At 67.2% G+C, this 22,934-nt stretch carries 19 protein-coding genes; 5 read left to right on the forward strand and 14 right to left on the reverse strand.

Translation table 11 applies throughout. The features are described from left to right. Nucleotides 1-91: 91 nt before the first annotated feature. The 3 genes from BRESU_RS11205 to BRESU_RS11215 all read right to left on the reverse strand — a co-directional run bounded on the left by BRESU_RS11205 (nucleotide 92) and on the right by BRESU_RS11215 (nucleotide 2,869). Complete coding sequence (locus BRESU_RS11205) at nucleotides 92-574, reverse strand: RcnB family protein (RefSeq protein WP_013269668.1); 483 nt, start codon at nucleotides 572-574, stop codon at nucleotides 92-94. Between the two features lie 94 nt (nucleotides 575-668). Further along, nucleotides 669-2,486, reverse strand: coding sequence for an ATP-binding protein (locus BRESU_RS11210; protein WP_013269669.1), 1,818 nt, complete (start codon nucleotides 2,484-2,486; stop codon nucleotides 669-671). 83 nt (nucleotides 2,487-2,569) lie between these two features. After that, on the reverse strand, nucleotides 2,570-2,869 hold the full coding sequence (locus BRESU_RS11215) for a BolA family protein (RefSeq protein WP_013269670.1): 300 nt from the start codon (nucleotides 2,867-2,869) through the stop codon (nucleotides 2,570-2,572). Nucleotides 2,870-2,914: 45 nt separating this feature from the next. Here BRESU_RS11215 and BRESU_RS11220 point away from each other — a divergent pair, with 45 nt between their 5' ends. The 4 genes from BRESU_RS11220 to cobS all read left to right on the forward strand — a co-directional run bounded on the left by BRESU_RS11220 (nucleotide 2,915) and on the right by cobS (nucleotide 5,494). Further along, nucleotides 2,915-3,583, forward strand: coding sequence for a J domain-containing protein (locus BRESU_RS11220; protein WP_041761562.1), 669 nt, complete (start codon nucleotides 2,915-2,917; stop codon nucleotides 3,581-3,583). A gap of 57 nt (nucleotides 3,584-3,640) precedes the next feature. Continuing rightward, a complete protein-coding gene (locus BRESU_RS11225) occupies nucleotides 3,641-4,069 on the forward strand; it encodes an organic hydroperoxide resistance protein (RefSeq protein WP_013269672.1) in 429 nt (142 codons plus the stop codon). A 144-nt stretch (nucleotides 4,070-4,213) separates the two neighbouring features. Next, a complete protein-coding gene (locus BRESU_RS11230; RefSeq protein WP_013269673.1) occupies nucleotides 4,214-4,393 on the forward strand; it encodes a hypothetical protein in 180 nt (59 codons plus the stop codon). Between the two features lie 87 nt (nucleotides 4,394-4,480). Further along, nucleotides 4,481-5,494 carry a cobaltochelatase subunit CobS gene (gene cobS / locus BRESU_RS11235; protein ID WP_013269674.1) on the forward strand — a complete coding sequence of 338 codons (1,014 nt, stop codon included), beginning with the start codon at nucleotides 4,481-4,483 and terminating at the stop codon, nucleotides 5,492-5,494. A gap of 4 nt (nucleotides 5,495-5,498) precedes the next feature. Here cobS and BRESU_RS11240 read toward each other — a convergent pair whose 3' ends face one another. The 9 genes from BRESU_RS11240 to BRESU_RS11280 all read right to left on the reverse strand — a co-directional run bounded on the left by BRESU_RS11240 (nucleotide 5,499) and on the right by BRESU_RS11280 (nucleotide 19,658). Further along, the gene (locus tag BRESU_RS11240) at nucleotides 5,499-5,936 is read right to left on the reverse strand and encodes a hypothetical protein (RefSeq protein WP_013269675.1); all 438 of its coding nucleotides are present in this window, start codon (nucleotides 5,934-5,936) and stop codon (nucleotides 5,499-5,501) included. A gap of 55 nt (nucleotides 5,937-5,991) precedes the next feature. Further along, complete coding sequence (locus BRESU_RS11245; protein ID WP_013269676.1) at nucleotides 5,992-9,201, reverse strand: discoidin domain-containing protein; 3,210 nt, start codon at nucleotides 9,199-9,201, stop codon at nucleotides 5,992-5,994. 2 nt (nucleotides 9,202-9,203) lie between these two features. After that, entirely contained in the window at nucleotides 9,204-10,019 is an 816-nt protein-coding gene (locus BRESU_RS11250) for a carbohydrate ABC transporter permease (protein ID WP_013269677.1), read from the reverse strand. Next, nucleotides 10,016-10,918: a carbohydrate ABC transporter permease gene (locus BRESU_RS11255; RefSeq protein ID WP_013269678.1), complete on the reverse strand. Its 903-nt coding sequence runs from the start codon at nucleotides 10,916-10,918 to the stop codon at nucleotides 10,016-10,018. The genes BRESU_RS11250 and BRESU_RS11255 overlap by 4 nt, the downstream gene beginning before the upstream one ends. Continuing rightward, a complete protein-coding gene (locus BRESU_RS11260; RefSeq protein ID WP_013269679.1) occupies nucleotides 10,915-12,177 on the reverse strand; it encodes a sugar ABC transporter substrate-binding protein in 1,263 nt (420 codons plus the stop codon). Before BRESU_RS11260 ends, BRESU_RS11255 begins: the two co-directional genes overlap by 4 nt. Further along, nucleotides 12,174-13,622 (reverse strand): glucoamylase family protein, encoded by a 1,449-nt coding sequence (locus BRESU_RS11265; protein ID WP_013269680.1) that lies wholly within the window; start codon nucleotides 13,620-13,622, stop codon nucleotides 12,174-12,176. Before BRESU_RS11265 ends, BRESU_RS11260 begins: the two co-directional genes overlap by 4 nt. Before the next feature lie 99 nt (nucleotides 13,623-13,721). Beyond that, on the reverse strand, nucleotides 13,722-16,754 hold the full coding sequence (locus BRESU_RS11270; protein ID WP_013269681.1) for a TonB-dependent receptor: 3,033 nt from the start codon (nucleotides 16,752-16,754) through the stop codon (nucleotides 13,722-13,724). 2 nt (nucleotides 16,755-16,756) lie between these two features. After that, nucleotides 16,757-17,824, reverse strand: coding sequence for a LacI family DNA-binding transcriptional regulator (locus tag BRESU_RS11275; RefSeq protein WP_013269682.1), 1,068 nt, complete (start codon nucleotides 17,822-17,824; stop codon nucleotides 16,757-16,759). A gap of 319 nt (nucleotides 17,825-18,143) precedes the next feature. Then, complete coding sequence (locus BRESU_RS11280) at nucleotides 18,144-19,658, reverse strand: carboxylesterase/lipase family protein (protein WP_013269683.1); 1,515 nt, start codon at nucleotides 19,656-19,658, stop codon at nucleotides 18,144-18,146. A gap of 159 nt (nucleotides 19,659-19,817) precedes the next feature. On the opposite strand from BRESU_RS11280, the gene BRESU_RS11285 reads away from it, so the two are divergent. Then, nucleotides 19,818-20,195: a response regulator gene (locus tag BRESU_RS11285; protein WP_013269684.1), complete on the forward strand. Its 378-nt coding sequence runs from the start codon at nucleotides 19,818-19,820 to the stop codon at nucleotides 20,193-20,195. Here BRESU_RS11285 and BRESU_RS11290 read toward each other — a convergent pair. Further along, nucleotides 20,167-21,783 (reverse strand): phytoene desaturase family protein, encoded by a 1,617-nt coding sequence (locus tag BRESU_RS11290; RefSeq protein ID WP_013269685.1) that lies wholly within the window; start codon nucleotides 21,781-21,783, stop codon nucleotides 20,167-20,169. The two genes, BRESU_RS11285 and BRESU_RS11290, sit on opposite strands and share 29 nt — an antisense overlap. Before the next feature lie 86 nt (nucleotides 21,784-21,869). Further along, entirely contained in the window at nucleotides 21,870-22,898 is a 1,029-nt protein-coding gene (fni, locus tag BRESU_RS11295; RefSeq protein WP_013269686.1) for a type 2 isopentenyl-diphosphate Delta-isomerase, read from the reverse strand. Between the last annotated feature and the right edge of the window lie 36 nt (nucleotides 22,899-22,934).

Genomic DNA, 22,934 nt, shown 5'->3' on the forward strand with positions numbered 1-22,934 from the left:
CACAGGTCACTGCAAACGCGAGAACGCCCCGGAGGTCTCCCTCCGGGGCGCAGATCGTCTGCGGAAGACTGGTCGCCAGGCGACCCGGCCTTTAGTTGAATAGGCCCGCGATGACGGCGGTGATCAGGCCACCGGCAACAGCGGCGAGGACGACGTCGTTTCCGCTACGGACGTAATGGTACCCACGCGGCGGCGCCCGCAGGCCGTAGCGGCTATAGTCGTTCACGACATAGCCCTGCTGATAGTAGCTGGGCAGGCGCTGGCCGTAGGACCAGTTGCGAACCTGATAGCCACGGGGCGGCGCGTACCGGGGCGCGTTGTAGCGACGCTCCGCGCGCTGCCAGCGATCATAGGCCCGGGCCTGCTGGCGGTAGTCCTGGCGGTCGTCGCGCCGATCCTGGCGATATTCGCGACGATCATCCCGGCGGTCGTCACGACGGTCGTCGCGACGGTCCTGTCGTTGCTCCTGGCGGTCGTTGCGATCGTAGCGCGACTGGGCGTCGGCGGCCGAGGCGACCCCCATGGACCCGGCGGCGACCAGGGCGGCGAGAGCGGCGGTGGTGAACTTCTTCACGGGGGTTACTCCTGATGCGTCGGACTGTCCGACTTGCCCTCACCCTAGGAGTTACGCCTTGAGCGGTGCCTGAACGGCGCGCGTCAGGTGCCGTTCAGGCGGCCGCCGCCGTCTGGACACTTTCCGTCGCGCCCTGCATCGCGGATCGCCCGCCGCGGACCTTCTGCATCAGCTGGGCCAGGGCGGCGAAGTCGATCGGCTTGTTCAGATAGGCGTCCGCTCCGGCGTGCAGGCCGGCCTCATGATCCTCATGCCGCGCCGACGCCGACAGCACGGCGATGGGCGTTTCCGCGTTGGCGCCCGCCGAGCGGATCAGGCGCGTCGCGCTGAGTCCGTCCATTACCGGCATGTTCACGTCCATGATGATCAGGTCGAAGAGCTGGCCTGCCGCCATGTCGACGGCGATCTGGCCGTTCTCCGCCGAGGCCGTCGTATGTCCGGCCGAGCCAAGCCACGCTTCCAGGATCATGCGGTTGACCGGGTGATCCTCGACGACGAGGACCGACAGGCTGTCGCCCTCGCCCACCTCGGCGTCGATGGCCTCGGCTTCCTGCATCGGCTGCCATTCCACGACCTCGGCCTCGACCGACAGGGTGAAGGTCGATCCCTGGCCGACGATCGATTCGACCTGGATGTCCCCGCCCATGATGTTGGCCATGCGTCGTGCAATGGTGAGCCCCAGGCCCGTGCCGCCAAACCGACGCGTCGAGGAGGCGTCGACCTGGGTAAAGGGCTGGAACAGCCGCTCAAGATCCGCAGGCGCGATGCCGGCCCCGCTGTCGGTGACCGAGAAGTCGAAAGCGACCCGCTTGTCACTGATCCGGCGCGACCGGACGACGTAGTGGATCGTGCCCGTGTCGGTGAACTTCACGGCGTTGGACAGCAGGTTCTGGATGACCTGACAGACCCGGAGTGGGTCGCCCCGCACAACCGAGGGCGTCTCGCCTTCGAAGGTGGAGACGAATTGCAGGCCCTTGGCCTCCGCCTGCGCGGCGAACGGCCCGGTCACGCGGCGATGGAGGTCTTCCAGACCAATGTCGATGACCTCGAACGTCATCTTGCCCGCCTCGATCTTGGTCATGTCGAGGATGTCGTTCAGCAGGTGCAGAAGGTTGTCGCCCGAGTTGCGGATGATCGACAGATATTCCCGCTGGGTCGATTCCAGCCGGGTCGATCCCAGAAGCTGGGCCGCGCCCAGCACCCCGTTCATGGGCGTGCGAAGCTCGTGGGAGATGACGCCCAGGAAGTTGGACTTGGCCTGGTTGGCGGCGTCGGCCTTGTCGCGCGCACCCTGCAGCTCCTCAATCAGGTGGGCCTGATGCTCCTGGAAGGCCTTGATTCTTTCCTCGCGCAGCATGGTCATGGTGACGAGGACGAACAGGCCGGCCGCCGTGAACGGCATGATGCTCAGGAAGGGCATGAACTCCGGCCCGCCCCACAGGCTGCCCAGGATGATCAGGGCCACGACGGAGTACGGCGACGAGATCACGATGGCCTGTTTGGGAGAGCTGCGAAGCTGCGAGAAGACCAGCACATAGCCGCTGATCAGCAAGGCCACCGCCAGGGACTGGCCGAAGCTGCTCGGCGAGAACCAGGCCAGAAGCGGCGCGGACGCCCAGGCGGCCGTCGTCACGGTCGCCACCGCCGGGAAGATCAGACCCCAGCCTGCATCCACACGGCCGCTCATGCGCCGCTCGAAGGCCCCGCGCACGGAGCCCGCCGCCACGGTCGCGACGAACCAGAGAACGGCCTGGAGCGTGCCCACCGTTCCCCAGAGCCCGACGGCCCAGCTGGCGATGATCAGATAACGGAGATACTGGGTCTGCAGGATGGCCGTTAGGGCCTGGGCGGCCTCCCCGGCCCCGCTCCGCGCGCCTTCGAGGCTTTTGCCGATATCCTCGGAGCCAACCATGCGTTTCCCGATGCCCAGTGAACAGTCCCGTTCATGACGCTAGGGCGAACGTTCTAAGACGACGTGAACGGTGGTTTACCGGCTCAACCTTCGGCTTCATCCGGCGTCAGGGCGCGGATCGAAAGCGCATGGACCGGCCCGGCCAGTTCCTCGGACAGCAAGGCGTTCACGGCGCGCTGGCGCTGCACCCGTCCCTGGCCGACGAAGGCCGCCGACACCACGGTCAGGTTGAAGTGGCTTTCGCCGCCCGGTTTCGCATCCATGCCGCCTTCGTGATGGTGTCCGGCATGTCGGGCGCTGTCGTCCTCGATCTCCAACCGTGTCGGTGCGAGCGCGCCCGTCAGTTTTCTGCGGATAATCGTCGCGATCGGGCCTTCAGACATATTCGCTTCCTTGATGGTGACCAAATCGACCCTACACTGTGACCAATGCCAGCGTCATTCGAGTACAAGCCCCGATTCAGGGACATGCGGATCAAACCCCCCAAGGCCGGTGAGGCCGAGGCGGAAGCCGATGTCCTGCACCTGAAGCCGGGCGAGAAGCCCTGCAACTGGCCCGACTGCGCCAAGGCCGCGACGGCGCGCGCGCCCAAGTCGCGCGAGCGGCTGAACGACTTCTACGATTTCTGCCAGCCGCACGCGGGCGAGTACAACAAGAGCTGGAACTTCTACGCCGGCATGAACGAGGCCCAGATCCGCGCGGCCAAGGAAAACGAGGCCATGACGGGCGGTCGCCCGACGTGGGAGATGAAGGCTGGCAAGAACAGCCGGGAGGCCGCCGCTTTCGCGGCGAAGATGGGCACGGCCAATACGACGGGCGCTGGCTCATGGCGCGACAGCTACGGCCTGTTCGGCCGCAAGGGCGACCAGGCGGCCCAGCACCCCACCGAGGACCGCCGCGTCGGCAAGATCGAACGCGGCGCTTTCGCCGACCTCGACCTTGAGCCCGGTGCGTCCAAGGAGAAGATCAAGGCCGCCTATCACGACCTGCTCAAGCGCTGTCACCCCGACCACAACCAGGGCGACCGGGGCGCGGAGGCGAAGCTGGTCCGCGTCATCAAGGCCTACAAGATCCTCAAGAAGGCGGGCATAGCCTAGCGCGCGTCGCCGGGGCGCCTATCTGCGAAGCTCCCCAACGAACTACGGAGCCTTCCCATGGACGTCCTCTACAAAGCCCACGCCACGGCTTCCGGCGGCGGCCGCGCCGGTGGCCGGTCGCACACCGACGACGGCAAGATCGACGTTGCCCTGTCGGTGCCCAAGGCCATGGGCGGTGACGACGGCCCCGGCACCAACCCCGAACAGCTGTTCGCCACTGGCTATGCCGCCTGCTACCTCGGCGCGCTGCGCCTGGTCAGCGGACAGGCCGGAACGCCGGTCGGCCCGGACACCAAGGTCCACGCGGGTATCGGCTTTGGCAAGAACGACCACGGCGAGGGCTTCAATGTCTCCGTCGACCTCAAGATCACCGACCACGGCCTGGACAAGGCCGTCATCGACGACCTGATCGAGAAGGCCCACCAGGTCTGTCCGTATTCGAACGCCACCCGGGGCAATGTGGACGTCTCCCTCAGCGCCGAATAGTCAGCGTAGTATAAGGTTTCTGTCCATAATATTGAAAAGGCCGGTGGCATTAAAGTCGCCGGCCTTTTCTTGTTCATCGGCGAATGGAACAAATATCGAACAGAGTCGCTGTAAGGGTTCATAGCGCGAGGAGCGCTGAAGATTATGGATCGCAGCCAGACGACCAATACGCGTATCCCCACAGCGCTCTCGAATACATCGGAGCTTCAGGACACCTTCGATCTTCAGACCCTCAGCGCCCGGGGACTGATGCGGGACCTGTCCGATCTCTTGCAGGCCCTGCGCACGCTGTGGCTCCGGTCCACGAACAGCGTCCCGATCTGAGCAGACCCTCTTGCGTCCAAACGTCGTCATCGGCGTCTGGACGCGGGCAGCGCTGGACCCGGCCCGCCGGGTTTTCTAAGGGAGGACATGGCTCTTTCCGACTCCCCGCTGGGCGCGACCCCTGATCCCCTGTTGACCTTCGAGCCTCACCGTCAGGTGAGCGTGCGCGAGGCGTTCGGCATCGATGCCGACATGACCGTGCCGATGTTCGACACCGTCGACAGTCATGTGCCCGAGGCGGACCCCGCCTATCGCTTCGACCCCCAGACCACGCTGGCCATCTGCGCCGGCTTCGCCCACGATCGTCGGGTCATGGTCCAGGGCTATCACGGCACCGGCAAGTCGACGCACATCGAACAGGTCGCCGCCCGCCTGAACTGGCCGCTGGTTCGGGTGAACCTGGACAGCCACGTCAGCCGCATCGATCTGGTCGGCAAGGACGCCATCGTCCTGAAGGACGGCAAGCAGATCACCGAGTTCCGCGAGGGCATGCTGCCCTGGGCCATCCAGCGCCCGATCGCCCTGGTGTTCGACGAATACGACGCCGGCCGTCCCGATGTGATGTTCGTGATCCAGCGCGTGCTGGAAGCACAGGGCCGCCTGACCCTGCTGGACCAGAATCGCGTCATCCGCCCCAACAAGTGGTTCCGGTTGTTCGCCACGACCAACACCATCGGCCTGGGTGACACCTCAGGGCTTTATCACGGCACCCAGCAGATCAATCAGGGCCAGATGGACCGCTGGAACATCGTCACCACCCTGAACTACCTCGACCACGACGTGGAGGCCGAGATCGTCGCCGCCAAGGCTCCCGAATGGGCCACCGCCGACGGCCGCCGCGCCATCGCCGCCATGGTCCGCGTCGCCGACATGACCCGTAACGCCTTCATGAACGGCGACATCTCCACCGTCATGTCGCCCCGCACGGTCATCACCTGGGCCCAGAACGCCACCATCTTCGGCGGCGACCTCGGCCTGTCGTTCCGCCTGACCTTCCTCAACAAGTGCGACGAGCTGGAACGTCCGACGATCGCCGAGTTCTATCAGCGCGCGTTCGGCGAGGACCTTCCCGAGGCGGCAACGCGGGTGAAGGTCGGCTAGAGCCTTACCGCTTCCGGAACCGCACCGCCTCCGCCGCCAGCCCGGCCCCCCAAGGGTCGGTGTCTTCCTTCGGCTCCGGCACGAACGGCGCTTCAGGCAGGCTTCCCGCCACGCCGCGCATCGCCAGAGCCAGGGGCTCGGCGAGTACCGCCAGCATCCGCAGCGGCTTCTTCTTCGCATCGGTGACGTCCCAGCCCTCGGCAGCGAAAGCCTCGACCTGATCCAGCGGCGACAGGCGCTCGATGCCGTCCCAGTCATCGGGGCGGGCGGCGTCCTCGGCCGCCTCGGCGGTCAGGCCGAACACCGCCATCAACACCGCGTCGACCTCGGGGAACTCGTCACGGCGCGACGGGTCGGCGTGGCCGGGCTTCATCAGGGCCTTGGCCTCGAGGTCGGCGATACCGGGCAGATCGATCAGGCGGCGAAGGGCGGGCTGGGTCATCCGCCCGATCTAGCCCGACGTCACCCCTTATCCAAGCAAGGCGTGGCGCAAAGCCTCAGCGCAGTTCGATCCGCCGCGCGCCGGCCGGGATCAGAAGGTCGCGACCGGTCCATTCGGCCCCTCGCCCGTCGATCCGCACCCGCGTGGGCAGTGCCTCGCCCTCGGGCCACGGCAGGACAAAGCCGCCCGGTGGCTGGGTCCGGCCGTCCAGCGTCAGGACCGTCGTCGCCCCCGTCCGCCTCAGCCCGTAGGTCAGCGGGCCATAGGGCGTGCGGACCTCGCGAACCCCCACGCCGGTCGCGCTTGCGATCCAGGTCATGGGCAGGCCCGCCGCCAGCACCAGGGCATCGTCCGCGTCGCGCTCGTAGACGAACATGTCGAGCGCCGAGCGGATGTAGTCGGAGCTGATCCAGGCATGGGGCATGTCGCCGATGAAGCGCGGCTCGCGCAGGTCACGCCCCACCACCTCGGCCCAGCCGTTCCAGGCCACGGGCCGTCGATCGGCGAAGAAGAAGTCCAGCGCCGTCATCGCCCGCTCCCGCTGGCCCAGCCGCACCAGCGCCCCGACATTGCGCAGCTCGTACGGTGTGTAGTCTTTCCAGTCGGTCCGGTTGGCGGCGCGGGCGGTGAAGTTCTCCCAATATTTCTCGAAGGTGCGGATCAGCAGACCCTGGGGCAGCTCGGCCTGCAGCCCGCCCGGCGACAGGCCGATGGTCGTGGAGGTTGCGTCGAAATCGCCGCGGTCCGCCGCCCCCGCGATCCAGTCGATCCGGTGATGGATGGCCGTGCCGGTGATGGAGGCCGTCACGTCGGCCGCGAATTCCGCCCGCGCCGCCTCGATCCGCGCCGCCGCCTCGGTCTCGCCCAGCGTCGTGGCGATGAAGGCCGCGTCCCGGTACCCCAGCAGCCCCCAGAAGTCGTCCCAATAGGACCAGGCCGCCCGGTCCGAATAGCCCTCGTGGCTGATGGAGGGGGGCAGCAGGCCGAACAGGTGGCGCGTCTCCGGCGTCCGGTTCGCCTCGACCCGCGTTTCGGCGCGCAGGCTGTCCATATAGGCGATCGCGGCCTGGACCTGGGGCCAGACCGACCTCAGCTGCGTCACGTCGCCGGTGTAGCGATAGGTCTCGGCCGCCAGGAAGATGAACTCGCCGTGGCTGTCGTTCTCGGGCACCGGATCGGCCCCCCGGCTGTCGACGCAGCACGGCACCTTGCCGTTGTCGAACACATAGGGGGCGTACCAGCGCAGATAGTCCTGGCTTAGGTCCGCATGGCCCAGCCGGTTCAGCCCTTCAGCCATCATCGCGCCGTCGCGGATCCAGGATCGGTTGTAGCTGCGGGTCCCGGGCTGCAGGGTCGGACCCTGGCGCGACATCAGCATGTGCGCGAGGGAGGTCTTCATCGTATCCTCGATCCGCTGGCCCTCAGGCGGCAGGATCAGGTCGAACCGGTCCAGCTTCTCGCGCCAGCCCGCGGCGACCCGCGCCGCCACCGTGTCCATCGCCGCCTCGACCGAGCCGGTCGCCGGCAGGGCCGGACGCTGGCCAGCCAGCGCGGCGACCCATCCGAAAGTCCGCGTCTCGCCGGGGGCCAGGGTTACCGTATAGGTCAGGGACCCAGCCATCAGGCCCGTGGCGTCGGACTGGACCCGGCGCGACACATCGGCGTCCGTGCCGTCGGCGATCAGGCTCTGGGGATCGGCGCCGGCCTGGAAGGTCGACAGGCGCACGTCGTCCGGCGCCACCAGGGGCCGGACCCGCAGGGCGTCGTTCAGGACCAGCTCGGCCCCCGTCCACTGGATCTGCTCAAGAGGACTGGCCCCACCCGGGACCGCCAGGAACTGAACAGGTCCGTTGACCTGCATCGGTCGCGCCGCCAGCGCCAGCGTCAGGGTGCGCGCCCGGCTCGAGGTATTGGTCAGGTCATACCGGCCATAGAGCGATGCCGCGTCGGGTGCTCCCTCCGCCATCGCCGTGACCTTCAGCGTCCAGTCGTCGTGGATCCAGGTCACCGCCGGGATCGGCAGATCGTCCTCGATCAGGGCCTGCCCGATCTGCACGTCCGCCCAGCCGACCAGCCGGCCGTTGTCCAGCACGAACGGCTCGATCGACGGTCCGCCGCGCTTCAACTCGATGGCCCCGTCCTCGGAGATGAGGCCGCTCTCGCCACCCCCGTCCACCCCGACCAGCGTCCAGTAGGGCTGCTCGCCGACGAACCCCCGGGGATAGTGGCCGCGCCGCGACTGCCCGGCGACGGCCGTCAGGAAGGCCGTTGCGTCCTTGCCGAAGGCCAGCGGCTCGACCCGCAGGTCCGTCAATCCGTAGACGGACTGCGCAGGGCCGCTGGTCCCCAGTCCCGCGCCCATCTGGCCCGATCCGTCGCGGGGCCGCAGCGGCTGCTGCAGGTCCAGCCGCAGCCAGCGTGCGCTGGCTTCTGTCGTCATCAGCCAGTCGGTGCCCCCGTCGCCGTCCGTGACCCGCGCGATCTCGCGCCACTGCCGCCGGTCGGACGAGGCCATCACCCGATAGCGTGACGCGGCCTGGCCGTTGGCCCAGCGCAGCGTCAGCCCCCCGAACTCGCGCTCGTAGCCGAGGTCCAGCGTCAGGGCCTGCTCGCCGCCGTCCGCGCTGACCCAGGCCGTCAAAGGATCGTCGTCTACACTGAGCGCCGCGACGGCATTCCCCGCCGCGCTGCTCGCCTCGACCAGCGGACGTGGCGGGACCGAGGGCTCGGGCGAGAGGGTGCGCAGCGACAGATCGTCGATCTCGATGAAGCCCCTGCCGCCCTCCCCGGCCGTGACCACGAATTCGACCCGTTCCGCCCCTCGGAACGTGCGATCCGGCTTGGGTCCCCAGGCCCAGGCGACCTGCCGCTTCTTGATCGTGAACAGGGCCCAGCCGTCGGGGAAGGCGTAGCGGGTCGTCTGGCGCCAGTGGACGTTCTCGCCGGACGCATCGGTGAACTTCACTTCGAAGGTGTTGGTCGGCCCGGCGCCCCGGACCCAGAAGCTGATCTCGTAGTTTTCGGGCACCTCGAACGACAGGTCGCGCGCGGCGAAGGCGTACCCGGACCGGCCGTTGAAGTCGTAGTCCAGCCTCAGGGCGTCACCGCGATGGCCGGGCACCGAAGACAGGGTCGAGGTGACGTCGGTCGAGGCGTCGGCACTCCAGGCCGTGATGTCCTCGAAGCTGTCCAGCGCACGCGACGACTGCGCCTGCGCAGGCACGGAACACACCAGGGCGACGACCAGACCGAACAACACACGCATACTCAACCCTTAACACTCCCGGCCAGCATTCCCCGGATGTAGAATCGCTGAAGCGCCAGGAACAGGATCAGCACCGGGGCCACGGTGATGACCGCCCCCGCCATCATCAGCTCGACATCCTGGACGTGCTCGCGCGACAGGGCGGCCAGGGCGACGGGCAGCGTATAGTTCGACTGGTCGGTCAGGATGATCAGCGGCCACAGGAAATCATTCCAGCTGCCGAGGAAGACGAACAGGCCCAGCGTCACAAGAATCGGGGTCAGGGTCGGCAGGACGATGCGGCGGAAGATCTGGCTCTCGGACGCCCCGTCGATCCGCGCGGCCTCCAGCATCTCGTCCGGGATCGACAGCGCATACTGCCGGATCAGGAACAGGCCGAAGATCGAGGCCAGCCACGGCACCAGCGCCCCGGCATAGGTGTTCACCAGCCCCATCGACTTCAGCATCAGGAACAGCGGCAGGGTTCCGATCTGCGCCGGGATCACCAGGGCACCGATCAACAGTTGAAACAGCCGGTCCCGGCCCGCGAACCTCAGCTTGGCGAAGGCGTATCCCGCCGGGACCGTGAACAGCAGCGCCAGCCCGGTCGCCATGGTCGCCAACGCCAGGCTGTTGACCATGTAGCGACCCATGCCCTGGTTCACGAACAGGTCGCGGTAGTGATCCAGCGTCCAGCGGTTGGGGATCAGGGGCGGCGGGAAGTTGGCCGCCTCCCCCGTCGACATGAAGCTGACCGACAGCATCCACAGCAGCGGGAACAGGACCAGCAGGCCGATGATGGCCACGCCTACGTTCAGGGCGATGTCGCGAGCCTTCATGTGTGCTCTCCGCCCAGACGGCGCGACACGGCCAGCTGGATCATGGTCACGGCGAAGATGCACATGAACAGGATGAAAGCGACGGCCGAGGCCGACCCCAGGTTCCACCATTTGAAGCCCTCTTCGTACATGAAGTAGAGCACCGTCACGGTAGACTGGGCCGGTCCGCCCTGCGTCATCACATAGGGCTCGGCGAACAGCTGGAAGAAGCCGGCGACCGAGATGATGGAGACCAGCAAAAGCGTCGGCGCGATGGCCGGCAGCGTCACGTTCACGAACCGCGCCCAGGGCCCCGCCCCGTCGATCCGCGCGGCCTCATACAGGTCGTCCGGCACGGTCTGGAGCACCGCCAGGAAGATCAGCATGTTGTAGCCGAAGATCTTCCAGACCACGAACAGCAGGATGGCCGGGATCGAGGTCCGCGGATCCCCCAGCCAGTCGACGGCGGGCAGGCCCAGCGAGGTGATCGCCCAGTTGATGACGCCGTATTTGGTGTGCAGCAGATAGTTCCAGAGCACCGCCGTGGCGACCAGGGTGGTGACGAACGGCGCGAAGAACACCACCCGCCAGAAGGGCCGCCATTTCACGGTCCGGGCATTCAGGATCACCGCCGCGCCCAGCGACATGCCGATCGCCAGAGGCACCCCCAGCACGCTGAACACCACGGTGTTCTTCATCGCGCCCCAGAACAGGGGGTTGGTCAGCAGCCGCTCGTAGTTCTGCAGACCGACGAAGCGAAGGTTCCCGAGGTCGGCCAGTGCATAGATGTCGAAATCGGTCAGGCTCAGCAGCATGGCCGACAGGACGGGCACAACGAAGAAGACCGCGATGGCGATCAGGGACGGCGCGACGAAGCCCCAGGCCGCGCGCTCGCGACGGCTGATGCGGCCGGCGCTCATGCGGCCCGCCCCTGTTCGATCATCCAGCGCCGCTTTTCCAGCAGGCGGTCGGCGCGGCGGTCGATCTCGGCCCCCGCGGCCGCGACGGTGAACTCACCCCGGACCATCCGCTCGGCCACAATCTGCATTTCGGTGACGATCCGCTCCCACTCCGGCACCTTGGGCACGGCCTTGGCGCGCGCGAGCTGGCCCTTGAACGCGGCGACATACGGGTCGTCGGCGACCCTCGGCGCGGCCCAGGCGGACGGCCGCGCGGGCAGGTCGCCGGTGAGGACGTTGAACTCGGCCTGGGTCTTGGGGTCGGACAGGAACCGCACCAGCTTCCAGGCCGCCTCCTGGTTCGGCGACGACCGGAACACGGCCAGCGACGACCCGCCGGGGGCCGAGGCGCCAGGGCCGGTCGGGCCGGGCACGCCCGCCGTCGTCCAGTGCGGCTGAATCTCGGGCGGCAGGCGGCTCTTCATGTCGCCGATGGTCCAGGGGCCCGAAAAGTAGAAGCTGAAATAGCCGCGTGCGAACTCGGTCCAGACGTTGGAGATCTGCGTCGAGGACGCCAGCGGGGCCAGGCCTTCGTCGAACAGGCTCTTGTAGAAGCCCAGCGCCGCCTGGAACGACGGGCTGGAGAAGTTGCCGCGCGTAGCGTCGTCCCGCAACAGGGCCTCGTCGCCCTGAAGCCCGAACGTCAGAAGCTGCTCGAACTCGTTGACAGGCAACAGGATCGCATAGTTTCCAGACCCGGCCGCGCGCTTGACCGCATGCATCGAGGCCTTCCACGTCTCCCACGTCGTGGGCATGGCGTCATAGCCCGCCCGGGCGAGCAGGTCGGTGCGATAGAAGAACAGCCGGGTGTCGACGTACCAAGGCGTGGCCACGCTGCGGCCGTCGATGGCATTGGTTTCCAGCACCGCCGGAAACTGGTCCTGCGACAGGTCGGCGGCGAAGGCCGGCGTCGGCGACAGGGCCCCGATGGCCGACAGCTCCGCGACCCAGGTGTTGCCGATCTGGCTGAGGTCCGGCATCGAATTGCCCGCATAGGCGGTCAGCAGCTTCTGGTGCGCCGAGGTCCAGGGCAGAGGCTGCACCTCGACCTTGATGCCCGGATTGGCCGCCTCGAACGCCGGCATCATCGTCTGGACGCTCGTCCCCTCCGCGCCCATGGCCCAGAAGGTCAGTCGCGTCACGCCGTCCGACCGGCCGCACCCCGACAGTGCGGCTCCCGCTCCGCCCAGCAGTCCCAGCGCGGCGCGGCGGTCGATCATGCGTCCAGCCATCCGCCGGTGAATCCGGCCCGCTGCAGGCCGCGCAGCAGGTTCGGCTCGCCGTGCATCAGGCGCCATATCAGACCGGATCGCCCGTTCTCGATCATGGCGACGATCGGTCCCTGGTCGATACCCAGATAGTCGCCGTCGACCCAGCCGATGTCGGGGATGATCCGCCCATGCTGCAGACGCCCTTCCCGCTCGGTCAGGGTCGGATTGAACGAATCCAGGAACCCCCACTGTGTGTAGATGGCCTCGCCATAGCGCGCCTTCATGGCCTTCAGGCAGGCGGTCACCTCGGTCGGGGCGAACGGATAGCTGGCCATGGCGGCCGTCGGCGCGATCGTGCCGTCATCCCGCTCACCCGGGCCGCGTGCCGAATAGCTGAAGAACTCGCGCTCGCGCGCATCGATGACCTGTTTGAAGTCGCCCGGCCCGTCGCAGGCCGTCAGACCCCACACCTCGGCGGAATAGCCGTCCCAGCCGCCGGGATTGTCGACGGCATACTGGCGCTGGGCCTGGACCGCGCGGCGGCTGTTCTCGAAATAGTCGATCGGCCGGCCCGTCATGGCGGATTTTCCGCGCATCCAGGCGTCCTGGATGCCACGGAAATCCACGAACATGTGGCTGTACTGATGCCCGAACAGCGGGGCGAATTGCAGGTAGGGCTCGCCCCCCTGTTCGGCGAGACTGGTTTCATAGGCCGAGGCCCACTCGTCCCAGACGGCCGCGGGGACCGGATGGGTCGGGCTACCGATCGCCATCAGCAGCAGCAGCGTACCTTCGTTGTAGATGAACCAGTCATGCGGGATCGCCCCGGTCTCGGGGTGCCAGCCCATCGAGATCCGGTTCGGCCGGACCACGGCCCAGTCCCATTCGACCCGTTCATAGAGTCCCCTCGCGATGTCCCGGATTTCGACCTCGTCGGCATGCCGGCCGTCGAAGAAGCGGCTCGACACCAGCATCCCGCCCAGAAGCAGGGCCGTATCGACGGTCGATAGTTCGGTTGTGCCGAACCGGTGCCCCGTCTTCATGTCGATGAAGTGATAGAAGAAGCCCTTGTAGCCCGCGACGCCCGTCGCCTCGGGCCCCTGCGGCAGGGCTGCGAAGTAGCGCAGCGTGATCAGGGTCCGCTCACGCGCCTCGGCCCGCGTCATCCAGCCGCGTTCGACGCCGATAGGCCAGCAGGTCAGGGCGAAGCCGACGGCGGCGATCGAACAGAAGGATTCGGTCGGCCAGCGATCCGGCGTCATGCCCGTCGAACGGTCGGTCACGTGAACGAACCAGTCGAAGGTCCGGCGCTGAAGCTCTGCGACCTCGGGGTCCAGGGGGTTGATCCGGGCGGAGCGGTCCTGGCGCTGGCGCGCCTGGGCAAAGGCGGGTGATGCGGCGGCCGCCACCACCCCGGCGACGGTCGAAGCCATCAGAAATCTGCGTCGATCCATGGATATCCTCATACGCGGTAACAGCACCCTGGATCATTCAGGCGATGAAAAAATGGCCGCCCCTCGCGAACGGGGGGCGGCCAGTCTCAGGAGAAGACCTTAGAAGCTGAAGCGAGCGCCCAGCTGGATCGTCCGGGTCGGGAACAGGACCGTGGACGGGTTGCCGAAACGCGGATTGGGCGAGGCCGCCGAACCCGTGCCGCCATCGAAGCCGCTGTAGTTGTCGAAGTTGAAGACGTTGATGGCATCGACGAACAGCTGGACTTCACCCGCCTCATAGACCTCGATCGTCTTCGTCAGGCGCAGATCCAGGTTGCGATAGGCGAACGCGTTCGGGATCAGGAAGTTTTCCTTGTCCGGGTAGGCGCTGGACGGACGGTAGTAGAACCGCGAGCCCGTCCCGTCGAACACGTTGAACGGCGTGCCCGACCCCAGGGTCAGGATGCCGGACAGCTGGAAGTCATACGGCAGGTCGACGATGCCGTTGGCGACGATCCGATGACGCTCGTTCTGGGGCGAGTTGCGCATCGGCGAGCTTTCGACGCTGAAGCAGTCGAAGCAGAAGTTGTCGTCGCCGCCGTTCTGCGTCGCGTCCTGCAGCGTGTAGGCGATGTTCAGGCCCCAGCCGGACTCAGGCGTGTAGTTCTTGTCGAGCTTCACATAGAGGGCGGTGAACTCCCGCTCCTTGCTGTGGTCGCTGACCAGATAGGTCCGGTAGGGATTGCTTCCGCCCGGCGAGCAGAACCCGCCGTTATCGCCGAACCCGTCGCCATCGTTCGGCGCGTTGGGCTCACGGCAGCGGTTCAGGTACTGCCAGGTGAACTCGTTCTCGGTCTTGCCGTACGCGAGCGTGAACTCGGTCTGCCAGTCGCCGAAGCGCTGACGCAGGCCCAGATTGAACTGATCGGTCCGCGGCGGCTCGAAGTCATTCTTCAGCAGGAAGGCTTCACCCTTGGCCGGAATGGCGTTCAGGACGGGATCCAGACCGGCGGCGGTGAAATAGCTCGCTTGCCACAGGATCGGATCGTTCGAAGCGCCCGACGCGACGCCGGCCGGACGGCCCGTCGTCGAGAAGAAGGCATTGCGCGTGAAGTCGCCGCCCTTGGCCACTTCGTCGAAGGCGAAGTTGAAGTTGACGCGGTCGTAGTAGCGGCCCGCGCCACCGAAGATCACCGTCTCGCGATCGCCGAAGACGTCATACGAGAAGCCGATCCGCGGCTGATAGGCGTCCTTGAAGGCTTCGCGGTTGCTGCCGGTCGAGAAGTAGTCGTTGGCGTTGAACCAGCTGGGCACATAGCCCGCCGCCTTGCCGCCGTCCGTGGACGCGATCCACTGGTTGAGACCAGTGCGCATGTCCGCCGGCGTCACGTATTCGACGTTGTTGGCATTGTCCTCGTAGTCCCAACGGATGCCGATGTTCAGCTCCAGCTTGTCCGTGATCTGCCAGTCGTCCTGGGCGTAGATGCCGAAGACATTGTTATCCAGATCGACGGTCGGGAAACGGTTGCCCAGCTGGACCCGATACGGGATCGCAGGGTTGCCGCTGGCGTTGGTCGCGTTGTTGGGGTTCAGGTCATAGAAGAACTCGGGGTTACGACCGAATTCCTTGTCGACGACGTAGTTCTGTGCCGAGAACTTCACACCAAGCTTGATTGTGTGCGAGCCCCTGAACTCGAAGTCGGTGAAGGTCAGGTCGTTCCGGAACGTCAGGGTTTCGTCGGTGATCTGCTGACGGCTTCCCGAACCGCCGATGTTGATGACGGAGACGCCACCGAAGGGATCATAGGCGGCATCGAACACCCGGTAGCTGGCACCGGCTGTGTTGAAGTTCGACGCCGTCGGATTGTATTCGTAGTTGCGGTAGTCGACCGCCGCTTCGTTGACGAAGCCATTGCCCTGCCACTGATAGCGCAGGTTCGCGCTCTGGGTGGTCTGCTGCAGGCCGGACGCGCGTTCGAACGAGTTGGCACCACCCACGCTGGTCGTGTCGGCCTCGTCGCGGTACGTCACGCTCAGGTCGATCAGATGGCCGTCAGCCGGCTGGAAGCTCAGCTTGCCGAAATACAGGTCTTCCTCGAACGGCGTCGCGAAGGTGCCGATGTATTGGGCGAACTGCGTCAGATAGGCCGGGGTCTGCCGACCGAGGTTCACCGCAGCGGCGCGGTTTTCCTGCTTGTGCTCGTAGCTGCCGAAGAAGTGCAGACGATCCTGGATGATCGGACCACCCAGAGCCGCGCCGTACTGCTGGACTTCCAGCTCGGGCAGTTCCCGCTGGGCCCGGCGGGTGAAGACGTCGCGCGAGATGAAGCTCTGGTCGCGGTACTGGCCGAAGATTTCGCCGTGGAACTCGTTCGTGCCCGACCGCGTCACGGCCGTGATGATCGCCGACGAGGCCTGCTCGTACTCTGCCTTGAAGTTCTGGGTGATGATCCGGAACTCGCCGATGGCGGCCTGCGGGAACGGGTTGCCGCGGCTATCGTCCTGGCCGGCGATGCCGCCGCCGATGACGTTGGACTTCAGGCTGGCACCGTCGATGAAGGCATTGATCGACTCGGCGCGCTGCCCACCGGCCGTGATCGTGACCTCAGTTTCGTTCTGCGACACGCGCACGCCGGGAGCCAGGGCCGCGAAGTTCAGGAAGTTGCGGTTGATCTGCGGCAGGGTCTGGATCTGCTGCGTCGTGACGTTGGTGGCGTTCTCCGGCGTGCGGACCTCGGCCAGACGGCGGCCGGTGACGACGATATCGCCGACCGCGGTGCCTTCGCCGGCATCGGCGGAAACCTGCCCGCCCACGTCCAGATCGAGATTGCCCGTCTGGGCGACGCCCAGGGTCACGACGTCCGAGGCCGTCTGACCATCGGTGGTGGTGGCGGTGATCTCATAGGAGCCGGGGCGAATGCCGACGATCACATAGCTGCCGTCCGCGTTGACGCGACCGCGATAGGTGAAGCCCGTGGACTGCTCCCGGGCGACGACCGTTCCGCCCGATTCCCGCGTCTGGCCGTCGGAGACGACCCCGCGGACGGTGGACGTCGTGGCCTGGGCGGATGCCGTGCCGGCGGACAGCAGGGTCGCCATGGCCAGGGCCGAGGCGGCGCACAGGGCGCGGTTGCGAAGGGTCGTGCTGATCATTCTCACTCTCCGTTAGAGACGAGGCGGGCCGGCGCGGATGCGCCGCCGTCTAGGGTTGAAAACTGGGGACTTCCGCAGGACTGGCGGATGACAAGGCGCGGATGGATGGTTTCGCGGGTCGTGTCGGGGACGGCGTCGGGGAGACTGGTGGCCGCGATCAGACGCACCAGCCGCTCCATGGCGTGGCGTCCGGTCTCGGCGATATCGATATGCAGCGTCGTCAGGCCGGGCCGCACGAGCGCGGCGATGGGCACATCGTCGAAGCCGACGACGGCGATATCGTCGGGGCAGCGCAGACCGGCTTCCTGAAGCGCGAGCAGCGCGCCGATCGCCATCATGTCGTTGGCGGCGAACAGGGCGTCAGGGCGGTCCCGGCCCCGCAGCAGGGCCGTCATGGCCACATGTCCGGACGCCTGGGTGAAATCGCCGTTGTGGACGGCGGGCTCGAGGCCGGCCGCCAGAACGGCCTGCACGTATCCGGCCTGGCGCTCGCGGGCTTCCAGGTTCCCGGCGGGACCCCCGATGTGCGCGATGCGGCGATAGCCCATCGCCACCAGGTGTTCCACGGCCGCGACGGCCCCGCCCACATTGTCCACCGCGATCGACGGCCGACCCGAATCCGCCTCCCCGCCGTTCATCAGCAGAACCGGCAGACGCCCCGACAGATTGCCGGTCAGGTTGGCCGAGTCCAGATGCGGCGACAGCACGATCAGGCCATCGACACGGCCCCGCATGGAGCGGATGGCGGCCGACGCATCGGCAGCGTCGTCGTGCGAACTGGACACGATCAGATGCAGGCCATGGGCCCTGGCCGCCACGTCCATGCCGCGGATCAATTCGGAAAAGAACTCCCCGAACAGGTCCGGCAGGATCACCCCGACCGTGTCGGTGCGGCTCGTGGACAGGCTGCGTGCGCCCGAATGCGGGACGTATGAAAGGGCGTCGACGGCCTCCATCACCCGGGCGCGCGTGGCATCCGTGACGGCCCCGGCTCCGGTCAGCACCCGCGACACCGAGGCCACGGAGACGTGGGCCCGTTCCGCGACGTCACGGATCGTGGCGGCCTTCATCGAAGGCCGGCCCGCGTCGCGCGCTGCGCTGATTGTGAGGCAGTCTGCCCTGTCACACCGTGTCCTGAACCATCCCGGATCGTACCGGCCCCCTTTATCGAAGGTCCGTCGATAGATTACTGTAAACGGTTACATGCCACACCATGGTCTAGCCCCGCAAGTGCCGCAGTTTCGCCATAGCCGGGTTTTTTGAGGCCGCGCCTTGCTGCCGCCTGCGGCGGCCGACCGGTCGGCCGCCGCATCGCAAGCTCGCAATCGGCATACACCAACGACGAAAGGCCGTTGAAATACCGGGACTATCGATGATCCTGATGCGCTGTCAGGGACGGATTCGATCGTAGAACTGTTCGATCAGGTCCAGCCGTTCAGCTTGCGGCACAGGCTTGGCGATCGGCCCGTCGTTGGTGAATTCCAGCAACAGGTCGCCGGTCATCGCGGGCCAGTCCACCCGCCCCGGCCCGTTGGGATCACCGGTCTTGGCGAAGTCGGTCCAGTAATTCGCCATGTCGGTCGCCGCCCGCGCGTCCCGCTCCTGCAGCGGCCGGCCGACGGTGTGCAGATTGTCGAACACATAGGGGCGTTCCGAGGCGTGGGTCGCGCCCCCGCTGGGCTCCGGGTTCGATTCGGGCACCACGTCGAACCGGTACAGCCAGGTCGAATGTCCCGCCCCGGCGTGCAGCCGCGCGAGGTGCCGCGCGGGCTCGTTGAAGATCAGGTCGCTGACGACCGAGGTGTCATAGCCACCCTGCCCGCCATAGGCCGCGACCAGCGCCTCGTACTCGGCATCGGTCATCAGATCGTCGGTCCGGCCATAGGCCCCGGCATCGGACGGCCGGATCCACCAGAACTCTGCGCTGTTGGTGCCCAGGATCAGGGGCACAGGAGCCTGATGGCCCGCGGCGAAGGCCTCGACCACATCCTCGGTCAGCACCCGGCCGTCGACGATCAGATTGTCAGTGTAGAAGGCGGGCATGGGCGACAGCGTGCGCTCGGCCGGCAGGGCCCGCAGATCGTCGGCCGTCGCGCCGGCCAGCTGCACCGACCGCGCGAAGGCCACGCCCAGACTCTGGGCCGAGGGATGGCCGGGCCGATCCTGATCCAGCAGGGCCGATCTCTGACGCCCCAGTCCGGACTGGACGACGGCGCGATGGAACAGGCCTCGCGCGCCGGGCGCGATCATCAACTGGGTCACGGCCACGCCTCCGGCCGATTCGCCGAAGATCGTCACCTTGGCCGGATCACCCCCGAACTGACCGATGTTGTCGCGCACCCACTCCAGCGCCGCGATCTGGTCCATGACGCCATAGTTGCCCGCCGGTTCGTCGGGCAGCCGCTCCGCAGCCAGCGCGGGATGATCGAAGAACCCCAGTCGGCCAAGCCGATAGTTGACAGTCACCACCACCACGCCGCGCCGCGCCAGATTGGACCCGTCATACAGCCCTGCCGTCCCGGAGCCGTTGTTGTACCCTCCGCCGTGGATCCACAGCATGACGGGCAACGGACCTGCCGCGTTTTCGGGGGCCCAGACATTCAGCGTCAGGCAGTCTTCGCTCATCGGCAACGGGCCCACGCCGGGATCGCCGTTCGCGGGGGCCTGGACGCAGATGGCCCCGGGCCGGGTGGCGTCGCGCACATCGGTCCAGGCTGCCGGAGGGGTCGGCGGTTTCCAGCGCAGCGGCCCCACCGGCGGTGCGGCATAGGGAAGGTTCTGGAAGGCCGTGACCCCCGCCGCCGCCGTCCCCTGGATCCGCCCCTGCGCCACGGCGATCTGGGGTCCGGACTGGACGGAAGGGCTGGTCGTCATCAGGGCCGCGATCAGGCTTTCTAGGAACATGGGGCGATCCTTAGCAAACTTGACCCCGGGGGCAATCTTGACGGCGACGGCCGGTGCGCGCGGGGCGGCCCGCGGCCGATTTGGCAACCGGGGGCATATCGCGCTAGACAGGTGCCGGATATGTCGCGGAAAAATTCGTCCGCAGGTTGGGGTATATTGATGTCTGATGCCGTGCGTGGTCGACGCATCCTTGTGGTCGAGGATGAAGCCCTGGTCGCCATGCTGCTGGAGACGATGCTGGAAGACATGGGTTTCAGGCCGGTCGGTCCCGTGGGTGACATCGACACGGCCCTTGAGGTGCTGGCCGACGATTCCATGCTGGATGGAGCGCTGCTGGACGTGAACGTCGCCGGCCGCGAAGTCTTCCCCGTGGCGGCGGCGCTTAAGGCCAAGGGCGTGCCGTTCGTGTTTTCCACGGGCTACGGCGAAGGCGGCCTGCCCGAGGAATGGCGCGGCCAGCCAACGATCCAGAAACCCTTCACCGAGGATGCGGTCCGAACCGCCCTGTTCAAGGCGCTGGGCGTCGCCACCGTCTGAAATCCTTCAGGATTTCCTTCGCCGCATTGTGCCCCGGCGCGCCGGTCACGCCCCCTCCCGGATGGGCGCCGGATCCGCAGAGATACAGGCCGGGCACGGGCATCCTGTGATCCGCATGGCCCAGGACGGGCCGCGCGCTGAACAACTGATCCAGCGTCAGCCGACCGTGAAAGATATCGCCGCCGACGAGCCCGAACCGGCGCTCGAGATCCAGGGGCGTCAGCGCCAGTCGGCCCAGGACCGAGGCCTTGAAGCCGGGGGCCCACCGGTCGACCGTATCGATCATCAGATCGGCGACGGTGTCCCGGTGGTCGTCCCATGACCGGCCGTCCGAAAGCTGAGGCGCAACGTGCTGGCAGAACAGGCTGGCGACATGGGCACCGGCAGGCGCGAGACTGTCATCCAGCGTGGACGGAATCAGCATCTCGATGATCGGACGTCCGGACCATCCGGTCAGGCGCGCCTCCGCATGGGCACGGTCCATATAGGACAGGCTTGGCGCAAGGATGACTCCCGCCGTGTGATGATCCCCGGCAGACGGGTGAGCGCTGAAGCGGGGCAGTTCGGACAGGGCGACGTTCATCCGGAAGGTCCCGGATCCCGATCGATAGCCGGCCATCCGCTCGCGGAAATCGACCGGCACGACGGCCGGATCGACCAGCCGATCGAACAGCAGGCGCGGGTGCAGGTTGGAGACCACGGCCCGGGCCCGCACGACGTCGCCGGCCTCGGTCACCGCGCCGACCGCCCTGCCCCGCTCGGTCAGGACCTCCGACACCGGCGAATCGAGCCGGACCTCGACACCCTGTTCCGCGCAGGCCGCCGCCATCGCCTGGGTAATCGCGCCCATGCCGCCGATCGCATGGCCCCACGCGCCCTTGATGCCATTCACCTCGCCGAAGACGTGATGCAGCAGCACATAGGCCGATCCCGGCGTGTAGGGGCTGGCGTAGTTCCCCACGACGCTGTCGAATCCGAACAGGGCCTTGACCGGGTCGCTCTCGAACCAGCCGTCCAGCCAGTCGCCGGCGGACTTGTTGAAGAGGTCGAGCACGTCGCGGCGTGCCGTCAGGTCGAGCCCGCCGAGGCGACGCGCCAGGCCTGCCGCCTTCAGCATCTCGGGCAGGCCGTCCCGCCATCCGCCATCCGTGAGGTTCGGAGGCGTTTCCAGCACCATGGCCCGCAGCACCGCCGCGACCGTCTCGAGCCGGGCCTCATAGGCGGGCAGACGGTCGGCATCCCGGCTCGAGAACTTTGCCACCTCGGCCTGGGTGCGCCCTTGGCCAGCCGCCAGATAGCGCCCGTCTTCCTGGGGCAGGAAGTTCGCCATGCGTCGTTCCACGATCGTCAGGCCGTGCCGGTCCAGCGCCATGTCGGCGATCACGCGCGGATTCAGCAGGCTGACGGTATAGCTGGCGGTAGAGTTGCGAAATCCCGGGTGGAACGTCTCCGTCACCGCCGCGCCCCCGACCACGCCGCGCCGCTCCAGCACCGTCACCTTCAGTCCTGCGCGCGCCAGATAGAAGGCGCACACCAGCCCGTTGTGACCACCCCCCAGAATGACGACGTCGCGATCTTGATCGGCCATGTCCGTCTCCGTGCCTTCGCTTGTCACGCACTTCCGGGAGCCACCGTCACAGGCTCGAACTCCGGGTCCGTGGACCGTGGATCGACCTAGCCGCCCAGCAGGGCGGCCCGTTTCAGTTCGACCAGGTTCGACGACCCGGTGCAGAAGCAGCTGGTTCGCAGCTGGCGGATCACGATCTGGAAATGCTCGACGACGGCCTCCGTGGACTGGGTCGCAGCCACCAGAACCCCGGCGGCCTGCCCCACGAGATCGGCACCCAGCCGGATCGCCTTGGCGGCATCGACGCCGTCACGCACGCCACCCGAACCGATGATCAGGCTGTCAGGGCAGGCCTCCCGGACCGTCTCGATGGCCCGGGCGGTGGAGATGCCCCAGTCCGCGAAGGCCAGTGCGTGGGCCTTGTCGGCCTGATCGGTGGCGCGCTCTCCCTCGATCAGTCCCCAGTTCGCCCCCCCCGCGCCCGCGACGTCGACCCCGGCCACGCCCATGGCGAACAGGCGGCGCGCGGTGGCCGCCGAGATTCCGGCACCCGTCTCCTTGACGATCACGGGCACGCCAAGCTTGCGGATCAGGGCCTCCAGCGCCGCGCCGACACCCCACCAGTCGCGATCGCCCTCGGGCTGACAGGCCTCCTGCAGGGGGTTCAGATGGACGATCAGCGCATCGGCCCCGATCATGTCGATGATCCGACGCGCCTCATCGACCCCGAACCCGCGGGTCAGCTGCGCCGCACCGATGTTGGCCAGGATGGGCGTGTCGGGGGCCCGGTCGCGCAGGGACTGGTTCAGCCCGCCCCCTCCTCCGCCCTCCAGCGCGGCGCGCTGGGATCCGACGGCAAGCGCGATGCCCAGGGCCTGGGCCGCCTCGGCCAGATGGGCGTTGATGGCTTCGGCCCGCGCCGGCCCGCCCGTCATCGAGCTGATCAGCAGCGGAGCCTGCAATCGGCGCCCCAGAAAATCTATGCCCAAGTCGATCTTGCCGTGATCCAGATCGGGCAGCGCCTCATGGACGAACCGAACCGCGTCGAATCCCGCGTCCCGCGCATGGCGCCCGCCGCCGGCCAGGACCACGTCCAGATGCTGATCTTTTCGATCGGTGATGCTCGGTTCGGACAACACAGGCTCCGCAGCTTGGCGCGACCGTCGATAGGC

This window comes from Brevundimonas subvibrioides ATCC 15264, from assembly GCF_000144605.1.
GTDB classification, from domain to species: Bacteria; Pseudomonadota; Alphaproteobacteria; order Caulobacterales; family Caulobacteraceae; genus Brevundimonas; species Brevundimonas subvibrioides.

Excerpts from the sequence above, each read along its gene's own strand:
- BRESU_RS11210 (WP_013269669.1), bottom strand. The coding sequence starts at position 2,486 with ATGGTTGGCTCCGAGGATATCGGCAAAAGCCTCGAAGGCGCGCGGAGC.
- BRESU_RS11215 (WP_013269670.1), bottom strand. The coding sequence starts at position 2,869 with ATGTCTGAAGGCCCGATCGCGACGATTATCCGCAGAAAACTGACGGGC.
- BRESU_RS11220 (WP_041761562.1), top strand. The coding sequence starts at position 2,915 with ATGCCAGCGTCATTCGAGTACAAGCCCCGATTCAGGGACATGCGGATC.
- BRESU_RS11225 (WP_013269672.1), top strand. The coding sequence starts at position 3,641 with ATGGACGTCCTCTACAAAGCCCACGCCACGGCTTCCGGCGGCGGCCGC.
- BRESU_RS11230 (WP_013269673.1), top strand. The coding sequence starts at position 4,214 with ATGGATCGCAGCCAGACGACCAATACGCGTATCCCCACAGCGCTCTCG.
- cobS (WP_013269674.1), top strand. The coding sequence starts at position 4,481 with ATGGCTCTTTCCGACTCCCCGCTGGGCGCGACCCCTGATCCCCTGTTG.
- BRESU_RS11240 (WP_013269675.1), bottom strand. The coding sequence starts at position 5,936 with ATGACCCAGCCCGCCCTTCGCCGCCTGATCGATCTGCCCGGTATCGCC.
- BRESU_RS11245 (WP_013269676.1), bottom strand. The coding sequence starts at position 9,201 with ATGCGTGTGTTGTTCGGTCTGGTCGTCGCCCTGGTGTGTTCCGTGCCT.
- BRESU_RS11250 (WP_013269677.1), bottom strand. The coding sequence starts at position 10,019 with ATGAAGGCTCGCGACATCGCCCTGAACGTAGGCGTGGCCATCATCGGC.
- BRESU_RS11255 (WP_013269678.1), bottom strand. The coding sequence starts at position 10,918 with ATGAGCGCCGGCCGCATCAGCCGTCGCGAGCGCGCGGCCTGGGGCTTC.
- BRESU_RS11260 (WP_013269679.1), bottom strand. The coding sequence starts at position 12,177 with ATGATCGACCGCCGCGCCGCGCTGGGACTGCTGGGCGGAGCGGGAGCC.
- BRESU_RS11265 (WP_013269680.1), bottom strand. The coding sequence starts at position 13,622 with ATGGATCGACGCAGATTTCTGATGGCTTCGACCGTCGCCGGGGTGGTG.
- BRESU_RS11270 (WP_013269681.1), bottom strand. The coding sequence starts at position 16,754 with ATGATCAGCACGACCCTTCGCAACCGCGCCCTGTGCGCCGCCTCGGCC.
- BRESU_RS11275 (WP_013269682.1), bottom strand. The coding sequence starts at position 17,824 with ATGAAGGCCGCCACGATCCGTGACGTCGCGGAACGGGCCCACGTCTCC.
- BRESU_RS11280 (WP_013269683.1), bottom strand. The coding sequence starts at position 19,658 with ATGTTCCTAGAAAGCCTGATCGCGGCCCTGATGACGACCAGCCCTTCC.
- BRESU_RS11285 (WP_013269684.1), top strand. The coding sequence starts at position 19,818 with ATGTCTGATGCCGTGCGTGGTCGACGCATCCTTGTGGTCGAGGATGAA.
- BRESU_RS11290 (WP_013269685.1), bottom strand. The coding sequence starts at position 21,783 with ATGGCCGATCAAGATCGCGACGTCGTCATTCTGGGGGGTGGTCACAAC.